The organism is Streptomyces sp. Rer75, assembly GCF_013414305.1.
In the GTDB taxonomy this organism is placed as follows: domain Bacteria; phylum Actinomycetota; class Actinomycetes; order Streptomycetales; family Streptomycetaceae; genus Streptomyces; species Streptomyces himastatinicus.
Genome location: NZ_CP058693.1, coordinates 3,107,766 through 3,126,571, shown reverse-complemented (window position 1 = coordinate 3,126,571; position 18,806 = coordinate 3,107,766). Strand labels below are relative to the sequence as shown.

The window sequence follows — 18,806 nt, the reverse complement described above, 5'->3', positions numbered from 1 at the left end:
TTGTTCCTGGGGACGGAGAAACAACGGGACCGACAGGTTAGGTTTCCCTCACCTTTTGTTGCAAGTTCAAGAACTGCCAATGTGGGGGCCCGGGAAGGGCCTTCGGGGCTGTACCCGGGGTCGCTCCTCAGAGCCCGGCGGCGCACATCGGCGCGGTTTTCCGGTGCGGCTCGGGCGTCGCCGCGAGGCGCAGCACCGCCCGCGCCACCGCGTCCGTGTCGCACAGGGTGACGGAGTTCACGCCGGGGCGCGCCCCCGCCGCGGTCACCCAGTGGACGCCCTCCGTCGGCACCCCGACCGCGAACCGGCGCGGATGCGGCCGCCCCTGCGCGTCCACGATCCGGAACGGGGCCGGGGTGACGTCCAGTCCGCCCGTCTCGTAGCCCTCCACCCGGTGTGGCCGGCACTGCCCGGAGCGCAGCAGTCCGCTCAGCAGCGCGTCGGCTGTGCGGCGCAGATCCGGCTCCGGAAGCCGTGCCTCGATCAGCGTCCGGGCGATCACCGGGGGGCCGGGAACGAGGGTCGAGCGGGCGGCGAAGCCCGGTTGACCTGACGACCCATCAGGTGTTTTGGCCGTGACGTCCAGACCTGGACCCAGGATGTCGAGCACCCCCGCGTCGATCAGTGCGGCCATCTCCTCGATCCGGCGGCGCGGCGGGCCGATCGACAGGAACGCGTTCAGCGGGGTGTACCAGCGGTCGAGATGGGCCCGGCGCGAGACCCCGGAGAGCCCGCCGTGGTCGACGATCAGCCGCACCTCGTTGCGGAGGTCGCGCAGGACGTCGAGCGCGGCCTTGACCGGACCGGCCACATTGCCGAGCCGGGCGTGGGCCGCGTCCGCGCGCGCGTACGTCAGCAGCCACCGCCGGAAGGCGTCACGCGTGGTGAAGTTTTGTTCGCGGTGGGGCTGGGAGATCGATTCCCAGCACCAGCGCCCGGTTGCCGGAATACCGAACGCCAGTAGAACGGCGGCCTCTTCGGGGGAGCCGTGGGAAGTGGCCAAAAAGTGACGCCGGAAGTGTGGTGGGGCGCCCGGGTCTTGGCGGGACAGCAGGGCTTCGTAGTAGACGGTTTCGGCCTCCTTGGCCACCAGCGGCCACACCTCCGCGCGGAAGTCCGGCGGATCGCCGGAGTCCGCCCGCTTGCGGAAGGTTTCGAGGACGTCCGGGGTCAGCAGCAGCGGGGTGTGACGGCCGTGCGCGCCCTTCGCGTTGTCGCCGCGGGCGTGGTACGGGATGCCGCGGCGCGAACCCGCGTACAGCCGTGGCTCGCGGCCCGAGGGGCGGTAGACCAGTCCGCCCGGGGCGCCGTCCGTCGCGGCGGCGTACGAACCGCCGCGGCCCTCGGTGAGCAGCGCCATGTGGTCGAAGAAGTTGAGGCCCAGGCCGCGGAGCAGCACGGGCTCACCGGGCTCTATGGACGACAAGTCGACATCGGCGGGGTTGGCGGGCGGGTAGTAGCGCAGCCCGTGTCGGGCCGCGTGGGCGCCGAGCCGCTCCTCCGTCTCGTCGGGGGTCCGGGGCAGATGGCCCTGGGCCAGAACGACGGCGCGCAGTCCACCGAGGCGCGTGCCGTCGTCGAGGGCCAGGGTCTGGGTGCCGTCCGGTGTCTCCTCCAGCCCGACGGCGCGGGCCGGGTGCGGGCGGACGGTGACGGTGCCGGGCGCGGTGCGGACGACCTCGGCGAACACCCACTCCAGGTAGTGGCCGTAGAGGGCGCGGCTCGGATAGTCGTCCGGGCCGAGGGAAGGGGCGGGGGCACCGTCGCCGGTGGTGGCCCATTCGTACAGGCTCGGCCCGGTGCGTATCGGTCCGTCGCATTCGACGCTGTCATCGGTGAACAGGGTCACCTGCGAGGCGACGGTGTTCATCAGCAACTCGCCCGGCTGTGCCGTCCGCCACACCCGCCCGGCGCCCGGCGGGGACGGGTCCACGATGTGCACGGTCAGCCCGGTTTCCGGTATCAGCTCCGGCGCGGAGGCACAGAGGCGCTCCAGCACGCTGGTGCCGCGGGGACCGGCCCCGACGATGGCTATGGCGTGGGGGTCTCCGGCCAAGGTGTTTCTCCCGGGGCAGATGTGACGCAGGATTTCGCCCATCATGCCGTTCGCCCGGCGGGTTTCCACCCGCGGGCCGGAACGTCCCCCTCCGTTGTGTTCCGTATCACTCCGACGGCACCCGCGCACGGCCGATCGGGTGCGTGCCGCCTGTCCTGTGGGGGATCCGCCCCTCCTCGGGGGAAGGGACGTCGTCATGGTGGTGTCGTCGTGGTGAGGGGGAAGCGCGCTCCGCTCGTCCGGGTGGCGGCTGGTGCCGCCGGGACCGCGGCGCTGTCCGCCACGCTGTCCGCCGCGCTGGGGTTCGCTCCGGCGCGTGACATCCCGCCCGCGGGCAAGGAGTGCTGGGCCACGCACTACGGGCCGATGCGCGCCGGTGCCCGCACGGCGAGCGGCCAGGTCTTCGACAACTCCAGGAACACCGCGGCGACCTCGCTGAGCCGCAGGCCCCAGGTGCCGTTCGGGACCCGGGTGAGGGTCACCAACGTCGCGAACGGCAGGTCCCTGACCGTGCGCATCACCGACCGCGGCGCCTTCGCCTGGACGCGGGCGGCGCCCAAGTGCCTCGACCTGACCGACCGGGCCTTCGCCCGCCTCGGCGGGGTCCTCGACCCGGACGTCGGTCACATCACCGTCCGGGAAAAGGTCCTCCGGGGTGTGAGGCGTCCCTAGGGCCAGGACGTCCGCAGCGGCGTGACCAGGTGGGGTTCCGGGGCCTGGACGGCCTGGTCGAGGCGCAGCTGCGCGGATCCGCCCCGGAGCGTCAGCGTCATCAGCTGGTTGCCGAACCAGGGGCCGCCCGTCTTGCGCCAGCTCAGCCGGGGCGCCGGGACGCGTCCGTGGCGGGTGAAGAAGCGGCCCAGCGCACGGCCCGCCCGGCTCCAGCCGAAGCGGAAGCCGAGGCGGATCGAGGCGTGGATGCTGTTGTGCACGGGGGAGCAGGTCAGCTGGCGGACCTCGCTGACCGGGCGGCGCGGCCAGCGGGACCAGTCCGGTTCGGCGATGTACGCGTGGTGGACGTCGCCCGACAGCACACTGATCGTGGCGGGCGCGTCGGCCCCCTCGCCGACCTCGGCGATCAGATCGGTCAGGGCGTCGAAGGACTCGGGGAAGGCGGCCCAGTGCTCCAAGTCGCCGCGCTGCCGCAGATCCTCGCCGATCCGCGCCCAGCGCGCCCCGCGCCGGCCGCCGCACACCGAGGCGTTCCACGCCTCCACGTCGTGCACGAAGTGCGGCAGCAGCCAGGGCAGGGAGGTGCCGATGAGGAGGTGGTCGTACGTCCCGGCCCCGTCCAGGGCCTGCTGCCGCACCCAGGCCAGCTCCTTGGGCTCCACCATCTCCCGCGCGCCCTCGCCCAGCACCCGGGCGCCGCGCGTGTCGACCATCAGCAGCCGCACCGGGCCGAAGTCGCGGCGGTAGCTCCACCGGGTGTACGCGGGGTCGGCGTCGGCCCGGGCGGCGAAGGCCCGCAGCGCCTCCGTACCGTCCTCGCTGTCCCGCACCGCCGCGTACAGGCCGTCGGCGGCGAGTTCGGCGGGGGAGAGGTTGCCCAGGTGCTGGTGCACCCAGTACGACATCAGGCCGCTCAGGATGCGCTCGCGCCACCACGGCGTGGTGCGCATCCGGTTCAGCCACGCCTCGCTGGTGTTCCAGTCGTCTATGACGTCGTGGTCGTCGAAGATCATGCAGCTGGGCACGGTGGACAGCAGCCACCGCACCTCGGGGTCGAGCCAGGACTCGTAGTACAGCCGCGTGTATTCCTCGTAGTCCGCGACCTGGTCGCCCGGCGGCTCCGACAGATCGCGGCGTTCGGCGATCCAGCGGCGGGTCTCGGCGGAGGTCTCGTCCGCGTACACCTGGTCGCCCAGCAGGACGAGCACATCGGGGCGCGGGGCCTCGGGCGAGGTGGCGAGGGTGTGCGCGAGGGTGTCCAGGGCGTCGGGTCCCACCGGGTCGTGCGAGGCGTCGGACGGCGGCGCGGCCCACCGGCAGGAGCCGAAGGCGACCCGCACGGGCCCCTGGCCACCGGACCCGGTGGCGGACACGTCGGGCGTGCTGCGGATCACGTCGGGCGTCCGGATCGTGGAATCCGGGAAGCGGGAGTCCGGCAGCGGCCACACCTGCTCCCCGTCCAGCAGCACCCGGTACGCCGTCTCGGCGCCCGGCCGCAGCCCGGTGACCGGGATCAGCGCGTAGTGATGTCCGGCGATCTGCCAGGTGCGGGCCGTGCCGCCCGCGCCGTCGGCGCAGCGCACCTCGGCGTCGCAGGGCCGGTCGGCCTCCACCCAGACGGTCGCGTCCGTCCCCGTCTCCCAGTCCACGTGCCGCAGCAGTGGTCCCAGGCGCAGCCCGGCCATCCGGCCCTCCTCCGTCGCTCAGCGTTCCGTACCGTACGCGTCGTACGGTACGGAACGTCGGAGGCGGCGTTACGGTTCCGCTGGGTGGTCAGCTGATCAGCAGCTGTTCAGGATGCCGCTCAGCGCGGACTTCTCCGCCGAGTCGACGTTGAGCTTGTAGGTGTGCTTCACCGAGACCCACATGCGCGCGTACATGCAGTGGTACGACTCCAGCGGCGGCAGCCACTCGGCCGGGTCCTTGTCGCCCTTGGCCTGGTTGACGTTGTCCGTCACGGCTATCAGCTGCGAGTGGGCAAGGTCGTTGGCGAGGGCCTGGCGCTGGGCGGTGGTCCAGCTGCTGGCGCCGGACTTCCACGCCTCGGAGAGCGCGATGACGTGGTCGATGTCCACGTCGGAGGCGGCGGTCCAGCTCTCGCCGTCGTACGCGGACTTCCAGGTGCCGCTGGTGGCCGCGCAGCTGGAGTTGGTCTGGACGTTGGTGCCGTCGCGCTTGAGGACCTCCTCGCGGGTGTTGCAGGAGCCGTTCTGGGTGATCCAGTGGGGGAACTTGTCCCGGCTGTAACCGTCGGACGACCCCTCGGCCTTGACCGTCAGCGCGGCCAGCTGGGTGCGGGCGGTGGCGGCGCTCGGCGGGGTGGGCGGGGCCGCCTCGGCGGACGGTCCGCTGAGCATCAGCGTGCCCAGCAGCCCGGCGAACCCGCCGAAGACGGCGGCGCGACGCGCGTAGACGCGCCGACGGTCGTGCATGTGCGACATGCGAACTCCCTAGGAGTGGGGGGTCGTTGGCCACGGCAACGCGGCCATCGTGGTGGCGCCGGGTGGACGTGGGGCAGGCGCCAGGTAACAGAGTGGCGACGCGGTCATGTCAACGCAAGGGGCTTCAGAAAGGAGACGGGGCCCGGGATGCGCTCCGGAGCCGCCGTCGCCCGCCCCGCCGGGGCCGCGTGCCCCGCCGCGTCACCCCCATCGCCGCTGGTGGTGCCCCCCGGGCGGCCGCGCGGGAGGCGTCCCGTAAGCTGGTCGGCAGCAGAAGGGGAGTAGCTCCTCGCCGGACCGTCGACATACTGCCCGCCCCTCGAGGTGCGGGCCGGCGCCCGGAGCGTACGAGGCGACTGCCGCATCAGGCGGGTCGCGTACGCCAGCGAGACCTTCGGCCGCAGTGTTCGACGCTGCCGTGCCGAAGCGACCCCATTCCCCGGGCCCCTCGGTGCGGCCCGACCCTATGAGGTATCCAGCCCGTGTTCAGCTTCACCGTCGCCGCCGTGGTCTTCGGCGTCGTCTTCCTCGCCGAGCTGCCCGACAAGACCGCCCTGGCCGGGCTGATGCTCGGCACCCGCTACCGCGCCTCGTACGTCTTCGCGGGCGTCGCCGCCGCCTTCGCCCTTCATGTCGGGATCGCCATCGCGGCGGGCAGTGTGCTCGGCCTGCTGCCGCAGCGGCTGCTCCAGACGGTCGTCGGCGTGCTCTTCCTCGGCGGCGCGGCGATGCTGCTGATGAAGAAGGACGAGGACGAGGAGGAGATCAGCAAGCCCGCCGACCAGTCCTTCTGGAAGGTCGCCGGGGCGGGCTTCACGCTGATCCTGGTCGCCGAGTTCGGTGATCTCACCCAGATCATGACCGCGAACCTCGCCGCCCGCTACGACGATCCGCTGTCGGTCGGCGTGGGCGCGGTGCTGGCCCTGTGGGCGGTCGCGGGGCTGGGCATCCTGGGCGGCCGCACCCTGATGAAGCACGTACCGCTGCGGCTGATCACGAAGGTCGCGGCGCTGGTGATGCTGGCGCTGGGCGGCTTCAGCCTGTACGAGGCGGTGGCGGCGTGAGCCGCTGAGCGCCTTGCGGCGCGTCGGGGTGTCGGGGCGCTCAGTCCGCGAGGTGCAGCCGCAGGCCGTCCTCGCCGGGCAGCGCCTCGACCCGCACCTGCGCCAGATCCCGTACGTGGGCGTCCGGTGCGTGGGCCGCGGCGCGCGGTCCGACGCCGACCACGCGCATCCCGGCCGCCCGGCCCGCCGCGATGCCGACCTCCGAGTCCTCGAAGACCACGCAGTCGTGCGGCGCGAAGCCCAGTTCGGCGGCGCCCTTCAGGAAGCCCTCCGGGTCCGGCTTGCTCGCCCCGACCCGCTCCGCCGTCACCAGGACGGCGGGCAGCGGCAGTCCGGCCGCCCCCATCCTGGCCCGGGCCAGGCCGTCGTCGGCGGAGGTGACGAGGGCGTGCGGCAGGCCGTCGAGCGCGGCCATGAAGGCGGGCGCGCCGGTGATCGGCACGACGCCGTCCAGGTCGGTGGTCTCCCGTTCGAGCATCCACCGGTTGTCGGCCAGGTTCTGTTCCACGGGCCGGTCCGGCAGCAGCGCCGCCATGGTGGCGTGTGCCTGGCGGCCGTGGACCACCCGGAGCACGGCGTCGGGATCCAGTCCCTGGTCGGTGGCCCAGATCCGCCAGTAGCGCTCGACCACGGCGTCCGAGTTCACCAGCGTGCCGTCCATGTCGAGCAGCAGGGCGCGGGCGGTGAGCGGCATGGGGACTCCAGGGCACGGCGGGAGGCGGACAGGGCGCGGGCAGGCCAAAGAGACACAAGTGGCTCCGCCCGCCGGTCAGGGAAAACGGGCGGAACCACTTTGTTCCTCCACGATACAAAGCGGTCCGCCCGTACGCCAGGGGCGGGGGGCGTCTTTCGACACGGCCCCCGATTTCTACGGCTCGTCGGTGCGGGATTCCAGGTCGAGGCGGGTGTTCTCGCCGTAGACCCCCTCCGGGTCCCCCTTGATGTCGTACCGGTCCTGGTACGCCGCGACGGCGTCCTTCACCGCGTCGTCGTACTCGCCGTCCGCGGTGCCGATGAACAGCAGCAGCTGGGTCAGCCGCTTCTGTAGCTCGGTGACCTCGGCCCCGCTGTCGCCCTCGCGCAGCACCGGCGGGCCGGTGGGCTCGGGGGTCTTCGAGGGTTCGGTGGACGGCGGCTTGGTCGGCTGCCGCGGCTTGTCCGGAGTGCTGGGCCTGTCCGGCTCCGCTGGGGAGGTCGGACGGGTCGTGGGCGGCGCCGTGGGCGTCCGGGGCGCCGGGGGCGTCGCGCGGTCCTGGTTCCGGCTCGCGCTCGGCGGCTTCGCGGGGGACTGCGAGGCGCTGGGCTTCTTGCTCGGCGTGGAGCGGCGGGACGGGGTGGCGCCCTCGTCCTCGGTCGGCGGCTCGTCCGGGACGCTGGTCTGCGTATCGCCGAGCGCGCTGTCGCTGCGCTTGCCGTTGCCGTCCTTGCTGCCGCCCAGCAGGCCGGTGGTGAACGCCAGCGTTCCGGCCACGACCACCGCGGCGGCCCCCGCGACCGCCGTGGCGACGGGCTTGCGGCGGTTCTTGCGGCGTCGGCCGCCGCCGCCATCGGCGCTGCTGACGGTCTCGCTGCCGGTCCCGCCGCCGTGCCCTTCACCCGTTAAGGCTCCCGTGACGGGTCCCGTGGTGGCTCCCCCGGCGGCTGTCCGGGCGGCGCTGTCGCGGCGGCCCGCCGCGGTGATGCGGTCGATCACCCGGGTGCGGTCGACGGGACCGCCGGGGGTGATGCGGTCGACCGGGGTGATGGGCGCGATGCGGTCGATCACCTGGGTCTCGTCGGCGGCGTCCCCCGCCGCGCCGGGCCGCGGCCCGGGCTCCTGGCCGTGCTGCGGTCCGGATTCCGCGGTGACGGGTTCCGCCGCGGCGGGTTCCGCTTCGCCCTTCGACTTACGGAAGAACTTCCCGACGTCGCGCGGGCGGGGTCCGCTCCCGCGCTCGCCGGAGAGCCTGAGATACGGACGGATGGCGCGCGGCTGGTCGTCGGCCCGTGGGGCGGCCGCCCGGGCGTCGGTCGTCTGGTCGTCGGTGGTCTGCGCACTGGTGTCGCCGGTCACGGGCCCGGTCGCCGGGCCCGTGGTGGTGGCGCGTGCGGCGCACGCACAGCTGGGTCGGCCGTTCGCTCGGAACGGTGCGTAGCAGTGCGGGCAGGAATCTGCCGTCACGAAATTTCCCTCCCTGTAATTCGCTGTGATTATGCGCATCTGATCGGCTTCCGCGCATGCGTTCGTCGTCAGGAGGGGTGCCGGGTGCGTCACGGACGAACCGGCCCGGCCGACCGTAACAGGGCATAAAGGGCGCGTTGGGGAGAGGATGGGAGGGCGAGCAGCCGAGGAGTCCGAGGAGTCGTCATGGCGCAGGACGCCGGCCGCCCGGCTCCGGTCCCGGACCCCGTGGTTCCGGGCCCCGAGGAGGGGCGGCCGAAGCGCACGGTCCTGGTGGCCATCGGCGCCCTGCTGCTCGGCATGCTGCTCGCGGCGCTCGACCAGACCATCGTCTCCACCGCGCTGCCGACCATCGTCAGCGACTTCGGCGGTCTCGACCACCTGTCCTGGGTGGTGACCGCGTATCTGCTCGCCTCCACCGCCGCCACCCCGCTGTGGGGCAAGCTCGGCGACCAGTACGGGCGCAAGAAGCTCTTCCAGGCCGCGATCGTCATCTTCCTGGCCGGCTCGGCGCTGTGCGGGCTCGCCCAGAGCATGGGGCAGCTGATCGCCTTCCGCGGGGTGCAGGGGCTGGGCGGCGGCGGGCTGATCGTGCTGTCGATGGCCATCGTCGGCGATATCGTCCCGCCCCGTGAACGCGGCCGCTACCAGGGGCTCTTCGGCGCCGTCTTCAGCTGCACCAGCGTGCTGGGGCCGCTGCTCGGCGGGCTCTTCGTCGACCATCTCAGCTGGCGCTGGGTGTTCTACATCAACCTGCCCGTCGGCGTCGTCGCGCTCCTCGTCATCGCCTCCGTGCTGCACATCCCGGTCGGCCGCACCCGCCACACCATCGACTACCTCGGCACCGGCCTCATCGCCGGGGTGGCCGCCGCCCTGGTGCTGATGGCCTCGCTCGGCGGCGTCAGCTTCGGCTGGGGGTCCTGGCAGATCCTCGGGCTCGGCGCGCTCGGTGCCGTCCTGCTGGTCGCCTTCGTCCACGTGGAGCGGCGGGCCGCCGAACCGGTGCTGCCGCTGAAGCTCTTCCACAGCCGCACCTTCACGCTCTGCGCCGTCATCGGCTTCGTCGTCGGCTTCGCGATGTTCGGCAGCCTGATCTACCTGCCGACCTTCCTCCAGGTCGTCCAGGGCGTCTCGCCGACCCTCTCCGGCGTCCACATGCTGCCGATGGTCCTCGGCATGCTGCTGTGCTCCACCGTCTCCGGCGAACTGGTCAGCCGCACCGGCCGCTACAAGGTCTTCCCGATCCTGGGCACCGCCGTGACCGGCATCGGGCTGCTGCTCCTGCACCAGCTGCGCGAGACCAGCGGGGTCGTCGAGACCAGCCTCTACTTCTTCGTCTTCGGCTGCGGGCTCGGACTGGTCATCCAGGTGCTGGTGCTGATCGTGCAGAACTCGGTGAGCTACCAGGACCTCGGCGTCGCCACCTCCGGCGCGACCTTCTTCCGCTCCATCGGCGCCTCCTTCGGCGTCTCCGTCTTCGGCTCGATCTTCGCGGGCAACCTCACCCCCAAGATCGCCGACGCGCTCGCCGGGCGGCCGCTGCCGCCGGGCGTCACCCCCGGCGGGCTCGCCGCCGACCCCCGCGCCCTCGGGCGGCTGCCACCGGGCGACCGGGCCGGGGTGGTGCACGCGTACGCCCTCTCCATCACCGACGTGTTCCTCTACGCGGTCCCGGTCGTGCTGCTCGCCTTCGTCCTCGCCTGGTTCCTGCGGGAGGAGCCGCTGCGCGCCAGCGTCACCGCGCCGGAGGGCGGCGAGATCCTGGCCAGCAACCCCGTCGAACGCTCCTCGTACGACGAATGCGCGCGGGCCCTGTCGCTGCTGGGCTGCCGCGAGGGCCGCCGGAAGATCTACGTCGACATCACCGGGCGCGCCGGGCTCGACCTGCTCCCGGCCGCCAGCTGGATGCTGTTGCGCATCCGCCACTACGGCTCCGTCGAGCCCGCCGTCCTGGCCGAGCGCTCGCCCGTACCGCTGCGGGCCATCCTCGGCGCGGCGCGCCAGATCGAGGAACGCGGGCTCGGCGTGCGGTACGGGCTCGACCTGGCCCTGACCCCCAAGGGCCGGGAGGTCGCGGACCGCCTCTTCCGGGCGCGCGAGGCGTCGCTGGCCGAGCTGCTGGGCGACTGGTGGTCACCGGACCGGCCGACGGATCTGGTCGAGCTGGTGGACGAGCTGACGCGGGAGATGTGCGGCTCGGACGCGGAGCGCCCCTGGCGCCGGGAGCCGCCCCCGTGAGCCGTACGGCGTTCCCGTGAGCCGTACGGCGTCCGTCACACGAGGTCCTTGGCCATCCACACCTCGGCGTACGGCCCCTCGCTGAACGCCGGTACGTCCCGGTAGCCGTGGCGTGCGTACAGCGCCCGCGCCTCGACCAGATCGCGCCGGGTGTCCAGCACGATCCGTACGACGCCCAGCTCGCGCGCGGCCGTTTCGATGGCGGCGAGCAGCGCGGCGCCCCCGCCGAGCCCGCGCTTGCCGGGGCGCAGGAACACCCGCTTCAGCTCCGCGGTGCGGCCGTCCTCGGTGCGGCCCTCTCCGGTTCGGCCGTGCCCGGTGTGGCCGTCCCGCCGCCGCAGCCCCGCGCACCCGGCCGGGGCGCCGTCGTGATGGGCCACCAGCAGCACCCCGTCCGGCGGGGCCAGGTCGTCGCTGGGCATCTCTCGCAGCGCTCGCTCGATCTCCTCGGGCGTCGCGTCGCGCCCATCGCGCAGCCGGTAGTAGCGGTCGGCCACGTCGGTCATGTACTCGCGCAGCAGCGTGACCGCGACCGGGTCGGTGACGGGCCGCGCGGCGACGGCCCAGGGTGACGGACCGGCGGCGTACGGCGCCTCGGGGGTACGGGGCATGGGCGGCATCCTGGCAGCCTCCGGTCAACCACCGCACCGGAATTTGGCGCAGTTTGAGTACGGGGGAGCGGGCTACCCGGCGTCGTAGAGCCCCCGAACAGGGGGGCACCTGCGGGAAGGCAGATGCAGACCATGTCAACTGGCGCGAGCATCATCGTGGTTGTCGCTGCGGTCGTCGTCGCGGCCGTGCTCGCCGCGGGCATCGTCGTACGTGTGCGTGGGGGCGGCGGGAAGAGTGCTCTGCGACGCCACTTCGGACCCGAGTACGACCTGAACGTCGCCGAGCACGCGGGCGACACCAAGGCGGCGGAGCGCGAACTCGGCGAACGGCTGCGGCGGTATCGGGACCTCAAGACCGAACCCCTCTCAGGAGAGCTGCGCGAGCGCTATCTGGCCGAATGGGTGGGCACCCAGGAGCAGTTCATCGAGTCCCCGGAGCGCGCGGTGGCCGGGGCGGACCAGCTGCTCGCCCGCCTCGCGCGGGACCGCGGCTATCCGTCCGACCGCTACGAGGAGCAGGTCGCGGCCCTGTCCGTGCACCACGCGGACTGTGTCCAGGGCTACCGGCAGATCCACGTCGCGGCCGCCCGCGCCCGTGAGGGCCGGGCCGACACCGAGGAGCTGCGCGAGGCCGTGGTGCACGCCCGGCCCTTCTTCGAGGAACTGGTGAAACCGCCCCACCACGCGCCCGACGGGCCCCAGGGGCACCACAGGCACCACAGGCACACCGGTAGGGCGGGCAGGAAGACCCACGCCTGGCACATCGGGAAGGCCGGTGCACGATGACGGACCACGGCCCCGAGCGGAACCTCGGCCTGGGGACGGACTACAGCCCCGGCCCCGAGCACACCAACGGCGACCGTCGGCACGGCCTGGAGAAGCACGAGGTGCCGCCTCCGGGCGGACCGATGGGCGGCGGCGGTGTGGAGCAGACGGCCACCCCGGACGGGCCCAGCTTCCCCGTCCTGCCGACGAGCGAGCACGACAAGCTGAACCAGCGTCTGCGGTACGCGGTCAGCAGCTTCGTGGACGCCCCGCGCGGCTCGGTGAAAGAGGCGGACGCCCTCCTCGAAGAGGTCTCCGCCCGGCTGGTCGACCTCCTCGCCGAACGCCGCCACACCCTCCGCGCCGCCTGGCACGAAGGCGCCGCGGGCACCGAGGAGACGGAGGAGCTGCGCCTGGCCATGCGCGGCTACCGCAACGTCCTGGAGCGGCTGCTCAGCGTCTGAGCCCTCCGTCTCCCCCCAGGGCCGCCGCCCGGACCTCGTTCCGGGTGGCGGCCTTTTCGTATGCGCGGGCGGCTGGCCTGCGATGATGCGGCGGTCAGCCACGACGTCGCGCCGGACGCACCGCCGGTTCCGGCCCCCGGGAGAGGAAGCCCGCCATGCCCCCGATAGACCTCCTGTCCGCCGAGACGTTCCCCGACAGCGTCAAGGGCCTCGCCGAGGTCCTGGCCGACGCCGTCGGCGACGGCGCGTCCATGGGATTCCTCGCCCCCTTCGACCACGAGGCCGCCGCCGCGTGGTGGCAGGCCCAGGCCCCGGCGGTGGCCGACGGCAGCCTGCTCGTCTGGGTGTGCCGCGACCCGGAGAGCGCGGGCGGCATCGTCGGCACCGTCAGCCTGGCCCTGGCCCGCAAGCCCAACGGACGGCACCGTGCCGAGGTCATCAAGCTGGCCGTGCACCGTGCCGCCCGCGGCCGGGGCCTGGCCCGGGCGCTGCTGGCCACCGCGGAGGCGGCCGCCCGCGCGGCGGGTGTCACGCTGCTGATGCTGGACACCGCGACCGGCAGCCAGGCCGAGCGCGTCTACCTGGCCGACGGCTGGACGCGCTACGGCATCGTCCCCGACTACGCCGCCGACCCGGGCGGCTCCCTGGAGGATTGCAGCTTCTTCTACAAGCAGCTGACGGAGGCGAGCGGCTGACGGGTCATTCGGCCGAGCGGCGCTGCTTGAACACCCACAGGCCCGCACCCGCGACGATCAGGACGCCGATGCTGATGCCGATCGCGGTGGCGGCGCCCGCGTTGCTGCTCTCCTCCTCGTCCGCCTTCTTCTCGGTCTTGCCGCTCTTGCCGCTCTTGCCGGACGCCTTGTCGGACGTCTTGTCCGCGGCGTCCCGGGACGGGGACGGGGAGGGGGACTTCGCCGGCTTGGCCCCGGCGGCCGCGGCCTTCAGTTCGAGGACCGGCGCGGGCTCCTCCGGCTCCGGGCCGTCGCCGGGCAGTTCGATCCAGCGCGAGACCTTGCCGTCGCTGTAGGTCTCGATGGTCTTGAACGCCAGCGACTTCGCGTCGGGCAGCTGCCGCACCTTGACCTTGTGGACGGCGTTCGTCCCCACGGCCAGCTTCGGCCCGCTGAGGGCGTAGCCGTCCTTTGTGGACTTCATCTTCCAGCCCTTGGGCGCCTCGTCCAGCGTGACGTCCCCCGGCGCGATGCCCTCGGGCAGCACCACGCGCACCTCCGTGAAGCCGCCGGACTCCGACTCGGCCTCGCCCGTGAACGTGAGGACGACGTCCTTGGCCAGCGCCTGGGCGTTGGAGGCCGTGACCTCCGCATGGGCGGACGCGGGCCCCGCGAAGGCGATCGTCGCGGCGATCGCGGCGGCGCTCACGGCACCGAGACGGCGCATCGTACGCACAGTTGACATTGGACAGACTCCTCAAAACAGATGACAGATAGTGAAATGTGTCAGCGGACAGCTGTCGGCGGATAGCTGTCACTGGACGGCTGTCAGCGGCTCGCCGTCAGCTGTCAGCCGTCAGTCGTCAGCCGCAGGACGGCACGGGAACGCCCCGCCCCGCCGCCGTGGGCTCCTCGGCCGCCCGCAACAGCGCGGTCATGTGCTCGCGGGCGCGGGACACCCGGGACCGCACGGTCCCCACGGGGCAGCCCGTGGCCGAGGCGGCGTCGGCGTACGGGAGCCCGAGGAGCTGGGTGAGGACGAACGCCTCGCGGCGCGGGGCGTCCAGCGTCGCCAGCAGTTCGAGCAGCGCCACGCCCTCCTCGAAGCCGGGCAGCCCGGCGGGCTGCGCCCGTTCGGCGACCGCGCGCCAGTCGGTCGTATCCGCGATACGCGGGCGGGCCGCCGCGGCGCGGTAGCGGTCGGCGACCGTACGGCGGGCGATCGACATCAGCCAGGTGCGGGCGCAGGAGCGCCCGGCGAACCGGGGCAGCCCGGCCAGTGCCCGCAGATACGTCTCCTGGGCCAGGTCGTCGGCGCCGTGCACATCGCCGCTCAGATGGACGACGAAGCGCCAGACGTCGAGATGGGTGGCGCGGATGAAGTGCTCGACCGCGTCCGCGTCGCCGTCGCGGGCGGCCAGCGCCCATGCGGTGATCTGCTGATCGCGATCCTGTACGAGGGCAGGGGTCATCGCCTGATGTCCTCCGGGAAGTCACGGGCTTCCGCCCGTCACCGGTCGCGACAGGCGGGTCAGATGCGCACGAGACCCTCTGGGGGACCTCTCCGGGCGACCACGTAGTGCAGCAGTGCCGCGCGCAGCGCCCGCCCCGCCCCCGGCCGCGCCGGAAGACGGCGGACCGGCAGCGGCAGGGCGTCCGCGCCCAGCAGCCGCAGGGCCAGGCGCAGCGGTACGAAGACGGCGGCCGCGAGCGTACGGCCCAGCCGGAACGCGGCGGCCTCGCCGCACCACAGCCACAGCCCGCACACCAGCGCGGCCAGCGCGTGGGCCAGCAGCATGCCGGGGGTGATGCCGTCCGCCGCCGACGTCATGTGCGCGTCGGCCATCCCGGCCATGCCCTTCATGCCGTGCATGCCGTCCATGCCGGGGCCGCCGCTCATGCCCCCGCCGCCGTGCGCGCCGTGTCGCATGGGTGTCTGTGTCATCGGCGCGGACTGCGAGAAGTGGAACAGCAGGTGCAGCGCGAGCTGCGCCCCCACCGTCGCCCCGGTCACGGACGCGCCCCCGCGCTGGCGCCCCGTCAGCCACCATGCCGCGGAGGCGGTGGCGAGGAACGCCGCGCCCAGCATCCACCCCGGCACGGACCCGCCGGACATCACCGCATGGCCCACCGCCGCCATCACCACGCACACCACCGCGAAGATCGCGGCACGCATGGTGCGGAGAGCTGGGCCGGGTGTCATGCCGGTCATCGTGTCACCCGCCTCGGTCGACGGTGTGAACTCGTCCCAAGTTGATAAAACGCGCACGCATGTGACGCAGGCCACAGAATCCCTCGGAACTCAACCCTCCTTCGCCCCGACTACTGGAGGAGCACGCCCCGCACCACCCCCGAGCCAGGAGGGCCGTCCATGTCCACCGACGAACACGTCGCCCCGGCCGACGACGCCGCTGACGCCGGCGCCGCCGTCGACGACGTGGCCGACCGGGACGCCCCCGCCCGCTCGGCCTGGTCCGTGCTGCGCCCCCTGGTGCTGCGGCTGCACTTCTACGCCGGTGTCCTCGTCGCCCCGTTCCTGCTGATCGCGGCCACCACGGGACTGCTGTACGCGGGCTCCTACCAGGCCGAGAAGCTCCTGTACGGCCATGAGCTGCGCGTCCCGGCCGGTGACACCAAGCTGCCCCTCTCCCGGCAGATCGACGCCGCCCGCAAGGCCCATCCGGAGGGCACGATCAGCGCGGTGCGCCCGTCGCCTGACGACACCGCCACCACCCGGGTCATGCTCTCCGGCGTGAACGGGGTCGCCGAGGGCCACACCCGCGCCGTCTTCGTCGACCCGTACACCGCGAAGGTGCGCGGCGCGCTGGAGCAGTACGGCAGCACCGGCGCGCTGCCGCTGCGCACCTGGATCGACGAGTTCCACCGCGATCTGCACCTCGGTCAGAGCGGCCGCCTCTACAGCGAACTCGCCGCCAGCTGGCTGTGGGTGATCACCGGTGGCGGGCTGCTGCTGTGGTTCGCCCGCCGTCGCCGTAACCGCCGCGCCACCGCCGACTCCGCCGCCCCCACCGGCGGTCGCCGCCGCACCCTGGCCCTGCACGGCGGCCTCGGTGTCTGGGTGGCCGCGGGGCTGTTCTTCCTGTCCGCCACCGGGCTCACCTGGTCCACGTACGCCGGGGCGAACGTCACCGACCTGCGCGCCGCGGTCAACCAGTCCACCCCGGCCGTGGCCTCCGGGCTCACCGGCGAACACGCCGGTCACGGCGCCATGCCGGGGATGGACATGGGCGGTTCGGGCGGCGGGCACCAGACCACCGACGTCGGCTACGACACCGTGCTGCGGGCCGCCCGGGCGAAGGGCCTGGGCGACCCGGTGGAGATCGTGCCGCCGTCCGGCCCGAGCGCCGCGTACACGGTCAGCCAGATCCAGCGCAGCTGGCCGGAGAAGCAGGACGCGGTCGCCGTCGCCCCCGCCACCGGCGAGGTCACCGACACCGTGCGGTTCGCCGACTATCCGCTGCTGGCCAAGCTCAGCCGGTGGGGCATCGACCTGCACACCGGAATCCTCTTCGGCATCGTCAACCAACTCGCCCTCGCGGCCCTCGCCCTCTCTCTGATCCTGCTCATCGTGTGGGGCTACCGCATGTGGTGGCAGCGCGGCCGCACCGGCGCCTTCGGCCGCCCCCTCCCGCGCGGCGCCTGGCGGCAGGTGCCGGGATACGTCCTGGCCCCGCTGGCCGTCGGGGCCGCCGTGGTGGGCTACTACCTGCCGCTGCTGGGCATTCCGCTGGCCGCGTTCCTGGCCGTGGACATCGCGGCGGGCCGGATCGCCGCCTGGCGAGCGGCCCAGCGCGCCTAGCGGGCATAGCGCCTGCTCCCCGTTCGCCATGCGGACCGCGGTGAGCGAAGGGAAACGCCGACGCAACACGAAACATCGAGGAAACACGTCCGTGCGCAAGTGGAAACGACCGGACGTGAACCTTCCCTGATGGCCATCGAGCACCCGTCGATGCGCCATGCCGACTGGGAAGGTGACATATCGACATGCCGACCGGATTCGACGCCGGCGACACCGCCTGGCTGCTGGCGAGCACCGCGCTCGTGCTGCTCATGACGCCAGGGCTCGCCCTGTTCTACGGCGGCATGGTGCGGGCCAAGAGCGCGCTGAACATGCTGATGATGAGCTTCGTCTCCATCGCCGTCGTCACCGTGATCTGGCTGCTCGTCGGCTACAGCCTCGCGTTCGGCAAGGACCTCGGCGGCGCCGGGCTGCTCGGCGGCCTCGAGTACGCGGGGATGCGCGGGATCGGGCCGACGGACCTGACCGGGAGCGTGCCGACGCTGCTCCACGCCGCCTTCCAGCTGACCTTCGCGATCATCACGGCCGCACTGATCAGCGGGGCGATCGCGGACCGGGCCCGGTTCGGGGCGTGGGTGGCGTTCGTCGCGGTGTGGACGCTGTTCGTATACGTTCCGGTGGCGCACTGGGTGTTCGGGCCGGGCGGCTGGATCCTGGAGAAGCTCCAGGCGCTGGACTTCGCGGGCGGCACCGTCGTGGAGGTCAACTGCGGGGCCTCCGGGCTGGCGCTGGCGCTGCTGCTCGGGCCGCGGATCGGCTTCAAGAAGGAGGCCATGCGGCCGCACAACCTGCCGCTGGTGCTGCTCGGCGCCGGGCTGCTGTGGTTCGGCTGGTTCGGGTTCAACGCCGGGTCGGCGATGGGGGCGAACGGCCTGGCGGCCGCCGCGTTCGTCAACACCCAGGCGGCGGGCTGCACCGGGCTGCTGGGCTGGCTCGTGGTCGAGAAGGTCCGCGACGGCCACGCCACCACCCTCGGCGCCGCGTCCGGCGCGGTCGCCGGGCTGGTCGCGATCACCCCGTCGTGCGGTTCCGTGGGCGTCGCCGGGGCCCTGCTGATCGGGCTCGCGGCCGGGGTGCTCTGCTCGTACGCGGTGGGCTGGAAGTTCCGCTTCGGCTACGACGATTCGCTCGACGTCGTCGGCGTCCACCTGGTGGCCGGGATCGTCGGCACCGTGCTGATCGGCGTGTTCGCCACCTCCGCGATGACCGGCGGCCCCGCCGGGCTGCTGTCCGGCGGCGGCGTGGGACAGCTGGGCAAGCAGATCGTGGCGGTGCTGGCGGTGGGCGCGTACGCGTTCGTCATGACGTACGGCATCGGGAAGCTCATCGACCGGACCATGGGCTTCCGGGCGTCGGAGGAGGACGAGCGGTCCGGACTCGACCTCGCCGTCCACGCCGAGAGCGCCTATGATCACGGGGTTCTGGGCCACGGCGTGCCGCAGAACGCCGTCCACCGCCCGCCGCATCACCCGGACAGGACCCCCACCCCATGAAGCTGATCACGGCGATCGTCAAGCCGTTCAAGCTGGACGACGTGAAGACGGCGCTGCTGGAGATCGGTGTGCAGGGCCTCACCGTCACCGAGGCCAGCGGCTTCGGTCGGCAGCGCGGCCACACCGAGGTCTACCGCGGCGCCGAGTACCGCATCGACTTCGTGCCCAAGGCGCGCATCGAGGTGGTCGTGGAGGACGCCGAGGCCGACGCCGTCATGGACGCCATCGTGAACGCCGCCCGCACCGGGCGGATCGGCGACGGCAAGGTGTGGGCCGTCCCGGTGGACGACTTCGTGCGCGTCCGCACGGGGGAGCGGGGACCGGACGCGGTCTGACCCGCGCCCGTC

General features: G+C 72.9%; 18 protein-coding genes. 9 read left to right on the top strand and 9 right to left on the bottom strand.

The genetic code is table 11. The features are described 5' to 3' along the window. Positions 1-127: 127 nt before the first annotated feature. Positions 128-2,101, bottom strand: coding sequence for an FAD/NAD(P)-binding protein (locus tag HYQ63_RS13185; protein ID WP_373689073.1), 1,974 nt, complete (start codon positions 2,099-2,101; stop codon positions 128-130). Between the two features lie 165 nt (positions 2,102-2,266). Between HYQ63_RS13185 and HYQ63_RS13180 the strand changes: the two genes are divergently transcribed. Further along, positions 2,267-2,728 (top strand): septal ring lytic transglycosylase RlpA family protein, encoded by a 462-nt coding sequence (locus tag HYQ63_RS13180; protein WP_257231818.1) that lies wholly within the window; start codon positions 2,267-2,269, stop codon positions 2,726-2,728. Here the strand turns inward: HYQ63_RS13180 and HYQ63_RS13175 are convergent. Continuing rightward, positions 2,725-4,413, bottom strand: coding sequence for an alkaline phosphatase D family protein (locus HYQ63_RS13175; RefSeq protein WP_179933997.1), 1,689 nt, complete (start codon positions 4,411-4,413; stop codon positions 2,725-2,727). The genes HYQ63_RS13180 and HYQ63_RS13175 overlap by 4 nt on opposite strands. Positions 4,414-4,509: 96 nt before the next feature. Then, positions 4,510-5,169, bottom strand: a complete 660-nt coding sequence (locus HYQ63_RS13170) for an HNH endonuclease family protein (RefSeq protein WP_179933996.1) — start codon at positions 5,167-5,169, stop codon at positions 4,510-4,512. Between the two features lie 482 nt (positions 5,170-5,651). On the opposite strand from HYQ63_RS13170, the gene HYQ63_RS13165 reads away from it, so the two are divergent. Then, positions 5,652-6,233, top strand: coding sequence for a TMEM165/GDT1 family protein (locus HYQ63_RS13165; RefSeq protein ID WP_179933995.1), 582 nt, complete (start codon positions 5,652-5,654; stop codon positions 6,231-6,233). A 40-nt stretch (positions 6,234-6,273) separates the two neighbouring features. Here the strand turns inward: HYQ63_RS13165 and HYQ63_RS13160 are convergent, their stop codons facing one another. Together HYQ63_RS13160 and HYQ63_RS13155 are read right to left on the bottom strand one after the other, a co-directional pair. Then, the gene (locus HYQ63_RS13160) at positions 6,274-6,927 is read right to left on the bottom strand and encodes an HAD-IA family hydrolase (protein ID WP_179933994.1); all 654 of its coding nucleotides are present in this window, start codon (positions 6,925-6,927) and stop codon (positions 6,274-6,276) included. A 174-nt stretch (positions 6,928-7,101) separates the two neighbouring features. Then, entirely contained in the window at positions 7,102-8,286 is a 1,185-nt protein-coding gene (locus HYQ63_RS13155) for a peptidoglycan-binding protein (protein ID WP_179933993.1), read from the bottom strand. Between the two features lie 294 nt (positions 8,287-8,580). Between HYQ63_RS13155 and HYQ63_RS13150 the strand changes: the two genes are divergently transcribed. Beyond that, the gene (locus HYQ63_RS13150) at positions 8,581-10,632 is read left to right on the top strand and encodes an MFS transporter (protein ID WP_179933992.1); all 2,052 of its coding nucleotides are present in this window, start codon (positions 8,581-8,583) and stop codon (positions 10,630-10,632) included. Positions 10,633-10,667: 35 nt separating this feature from the next. Here HYQ63_RS13150 and HYQ63_RS13145 read toward each other — a convergent pair whose 3' ends face one another. Beyond that, positions 10,668-11,243, bottom strand: coding sequence for a GNAT family N-acetyltransferase (locus HYQ63_RS13145; protein ID WP_179933991.1), 576 nt, complete (start codon positions 11,241-11,243; stop codon positions 10,668-10,670). A 132-nt stretch (positions 11,244-11,375) separates the two neighbouring features. Between HYQ63_RS13145 and HYQ63_RS13140 the strand changes: the two genes are divergently transcribed. From HYQ63_RS13140 to HYQ63_RS13130, 3 genes are all read left to right on the top strand, one after another. Next, the gene (locus HYQ63_RS13140; protein WP_179933990.1) at positions 11,376-12,029 is read left to right on the top strand and encodes a hypothetical protein; all 654 of its coding nucleotides are present in this window, start codon (positions 11,376-11,378) and stop codon (positions 12,027-12,029) included. Then, the gene (locus HYQ63_RS13135) at positions 12,026-12,472 is read left to right on the top strand and encodes a hypothetical protein (protein WP_179933989.1); all 447 of its coding nucleotides are present in this window, start codon (positions 12,026-12,028) and stop codon (positions 12,470-12,472) included. The genes HYQ63_RS13140 and HYQ63_RS13135 overlap by 4 nt, the downstream gene beginning before the upstream one ends. Positions 12,473-12,627: 155 nt before the next feature. Beyond that, positions 12,628-13,167: a GNAT family N-acetyltransferase gene (locus tag HYQ63_RS13130; protein ID WP_179933988.1), complete on the top strand. Its 540-nt coding sequence runs from the start codon at positions 12,628-12,630 to the stop codon at positions 13,165-13,167. A 4-nt stretch (positions 13,168-13,171) separates the two neighbouring features. On the opposite strand, the gene HYQ63_RS13125 is transcribed toward HYQ63_RS13130, so the two are convergent. The 3 genes from HYQ63_RS13125 to HYQ63_RS13115 form a co-directional block, all read right to left on the bottom strand. Further along, on the bottom strand, positions 13,172-13,891 hold the full coding sequence (locus tag HYQ63_RS13125) for a DUF1775 domain-containing protein (protein ID WP_179933987.1): 720 nt from the start codon (positions 13,889-13,891) through the stop codon (positions 13,172-13,174). Positions 13,892-14,009: 118 nt separating this feature from the next. After that, positions 14,010-14,618: a sigma-70 family RNA polymerase sigma factor gene (locus HYQ63_RS13120; protein ID WP_179933986.1), complete on the bottom strand. Its 609-nt coding sequence runs from the start codon at positions 14,616-14,618 to the stop codon at positions 14,010-14,012. Between the two features lie 59 nt (positions 14,619-14,677). After that, the gene (locus HYQ63_RS13115) at positions 14,678-15,349 is read right to left on the bottom strand and encodes a hypothetical protein (protein WP_179933985.1); all 672 of its coding nucleotides are present in this window, start codon (positions 15,347-15,349) and stop codon (positions 14,678-14,680) included. Positions 15,350-15,517: 168 nt separating this feature from the next. Here HYQ63_RS13115 and HYQ63_RS13110 point away from each other — a divergent pair, with 168 nt between their 5' ends. The 3 genes from HYQ63_RS13110 (at position 15,518) to HYQ63_RS13100 (ending at position 18,794) form a co-directional block, all read left to right on the top strand. Next, a complete protein-coding gene (locus HYQ63_RS13110; RefSeq protein ID WP_179933984.1) occupies positions 15,518-16,966 on the top strand; it encodes a PepSY domain-containing protein in 1,449 nt (482 codons plus the stop codon). 185 nt (positions 16,967-17,151) lie between these two features. Then, positions 17,152-18,459 carry an ammonium transporter gene (locus HYQ63_RS13105; RefSeq protein ID WP_179933983.1) on the top strand — a complete coding sequence of 436 codons (1,308 nt, stop codon included), beginning with the start codon at positions 17,152-17,154 and terminating at the stop codon, positions 18,457-18,459. After that, on the top strand, positions 18,456-18,794 hold the full coding sequence (locus tag HYQ63_RS13100) for a P-II family nitrogen regulator (protein ID WP_009718330.1): 339 nt from the start codon (positions 18,456-18,458) through the stop codon (positions 18,792-18,794). The genes HYQ63_RS13105 and HYQ63_RS13100 overlap by 4 nt, the downstream gene beginning before the upstream one ends. Positions 18,795-18,806: the final 12 nt, after the last annotated feature.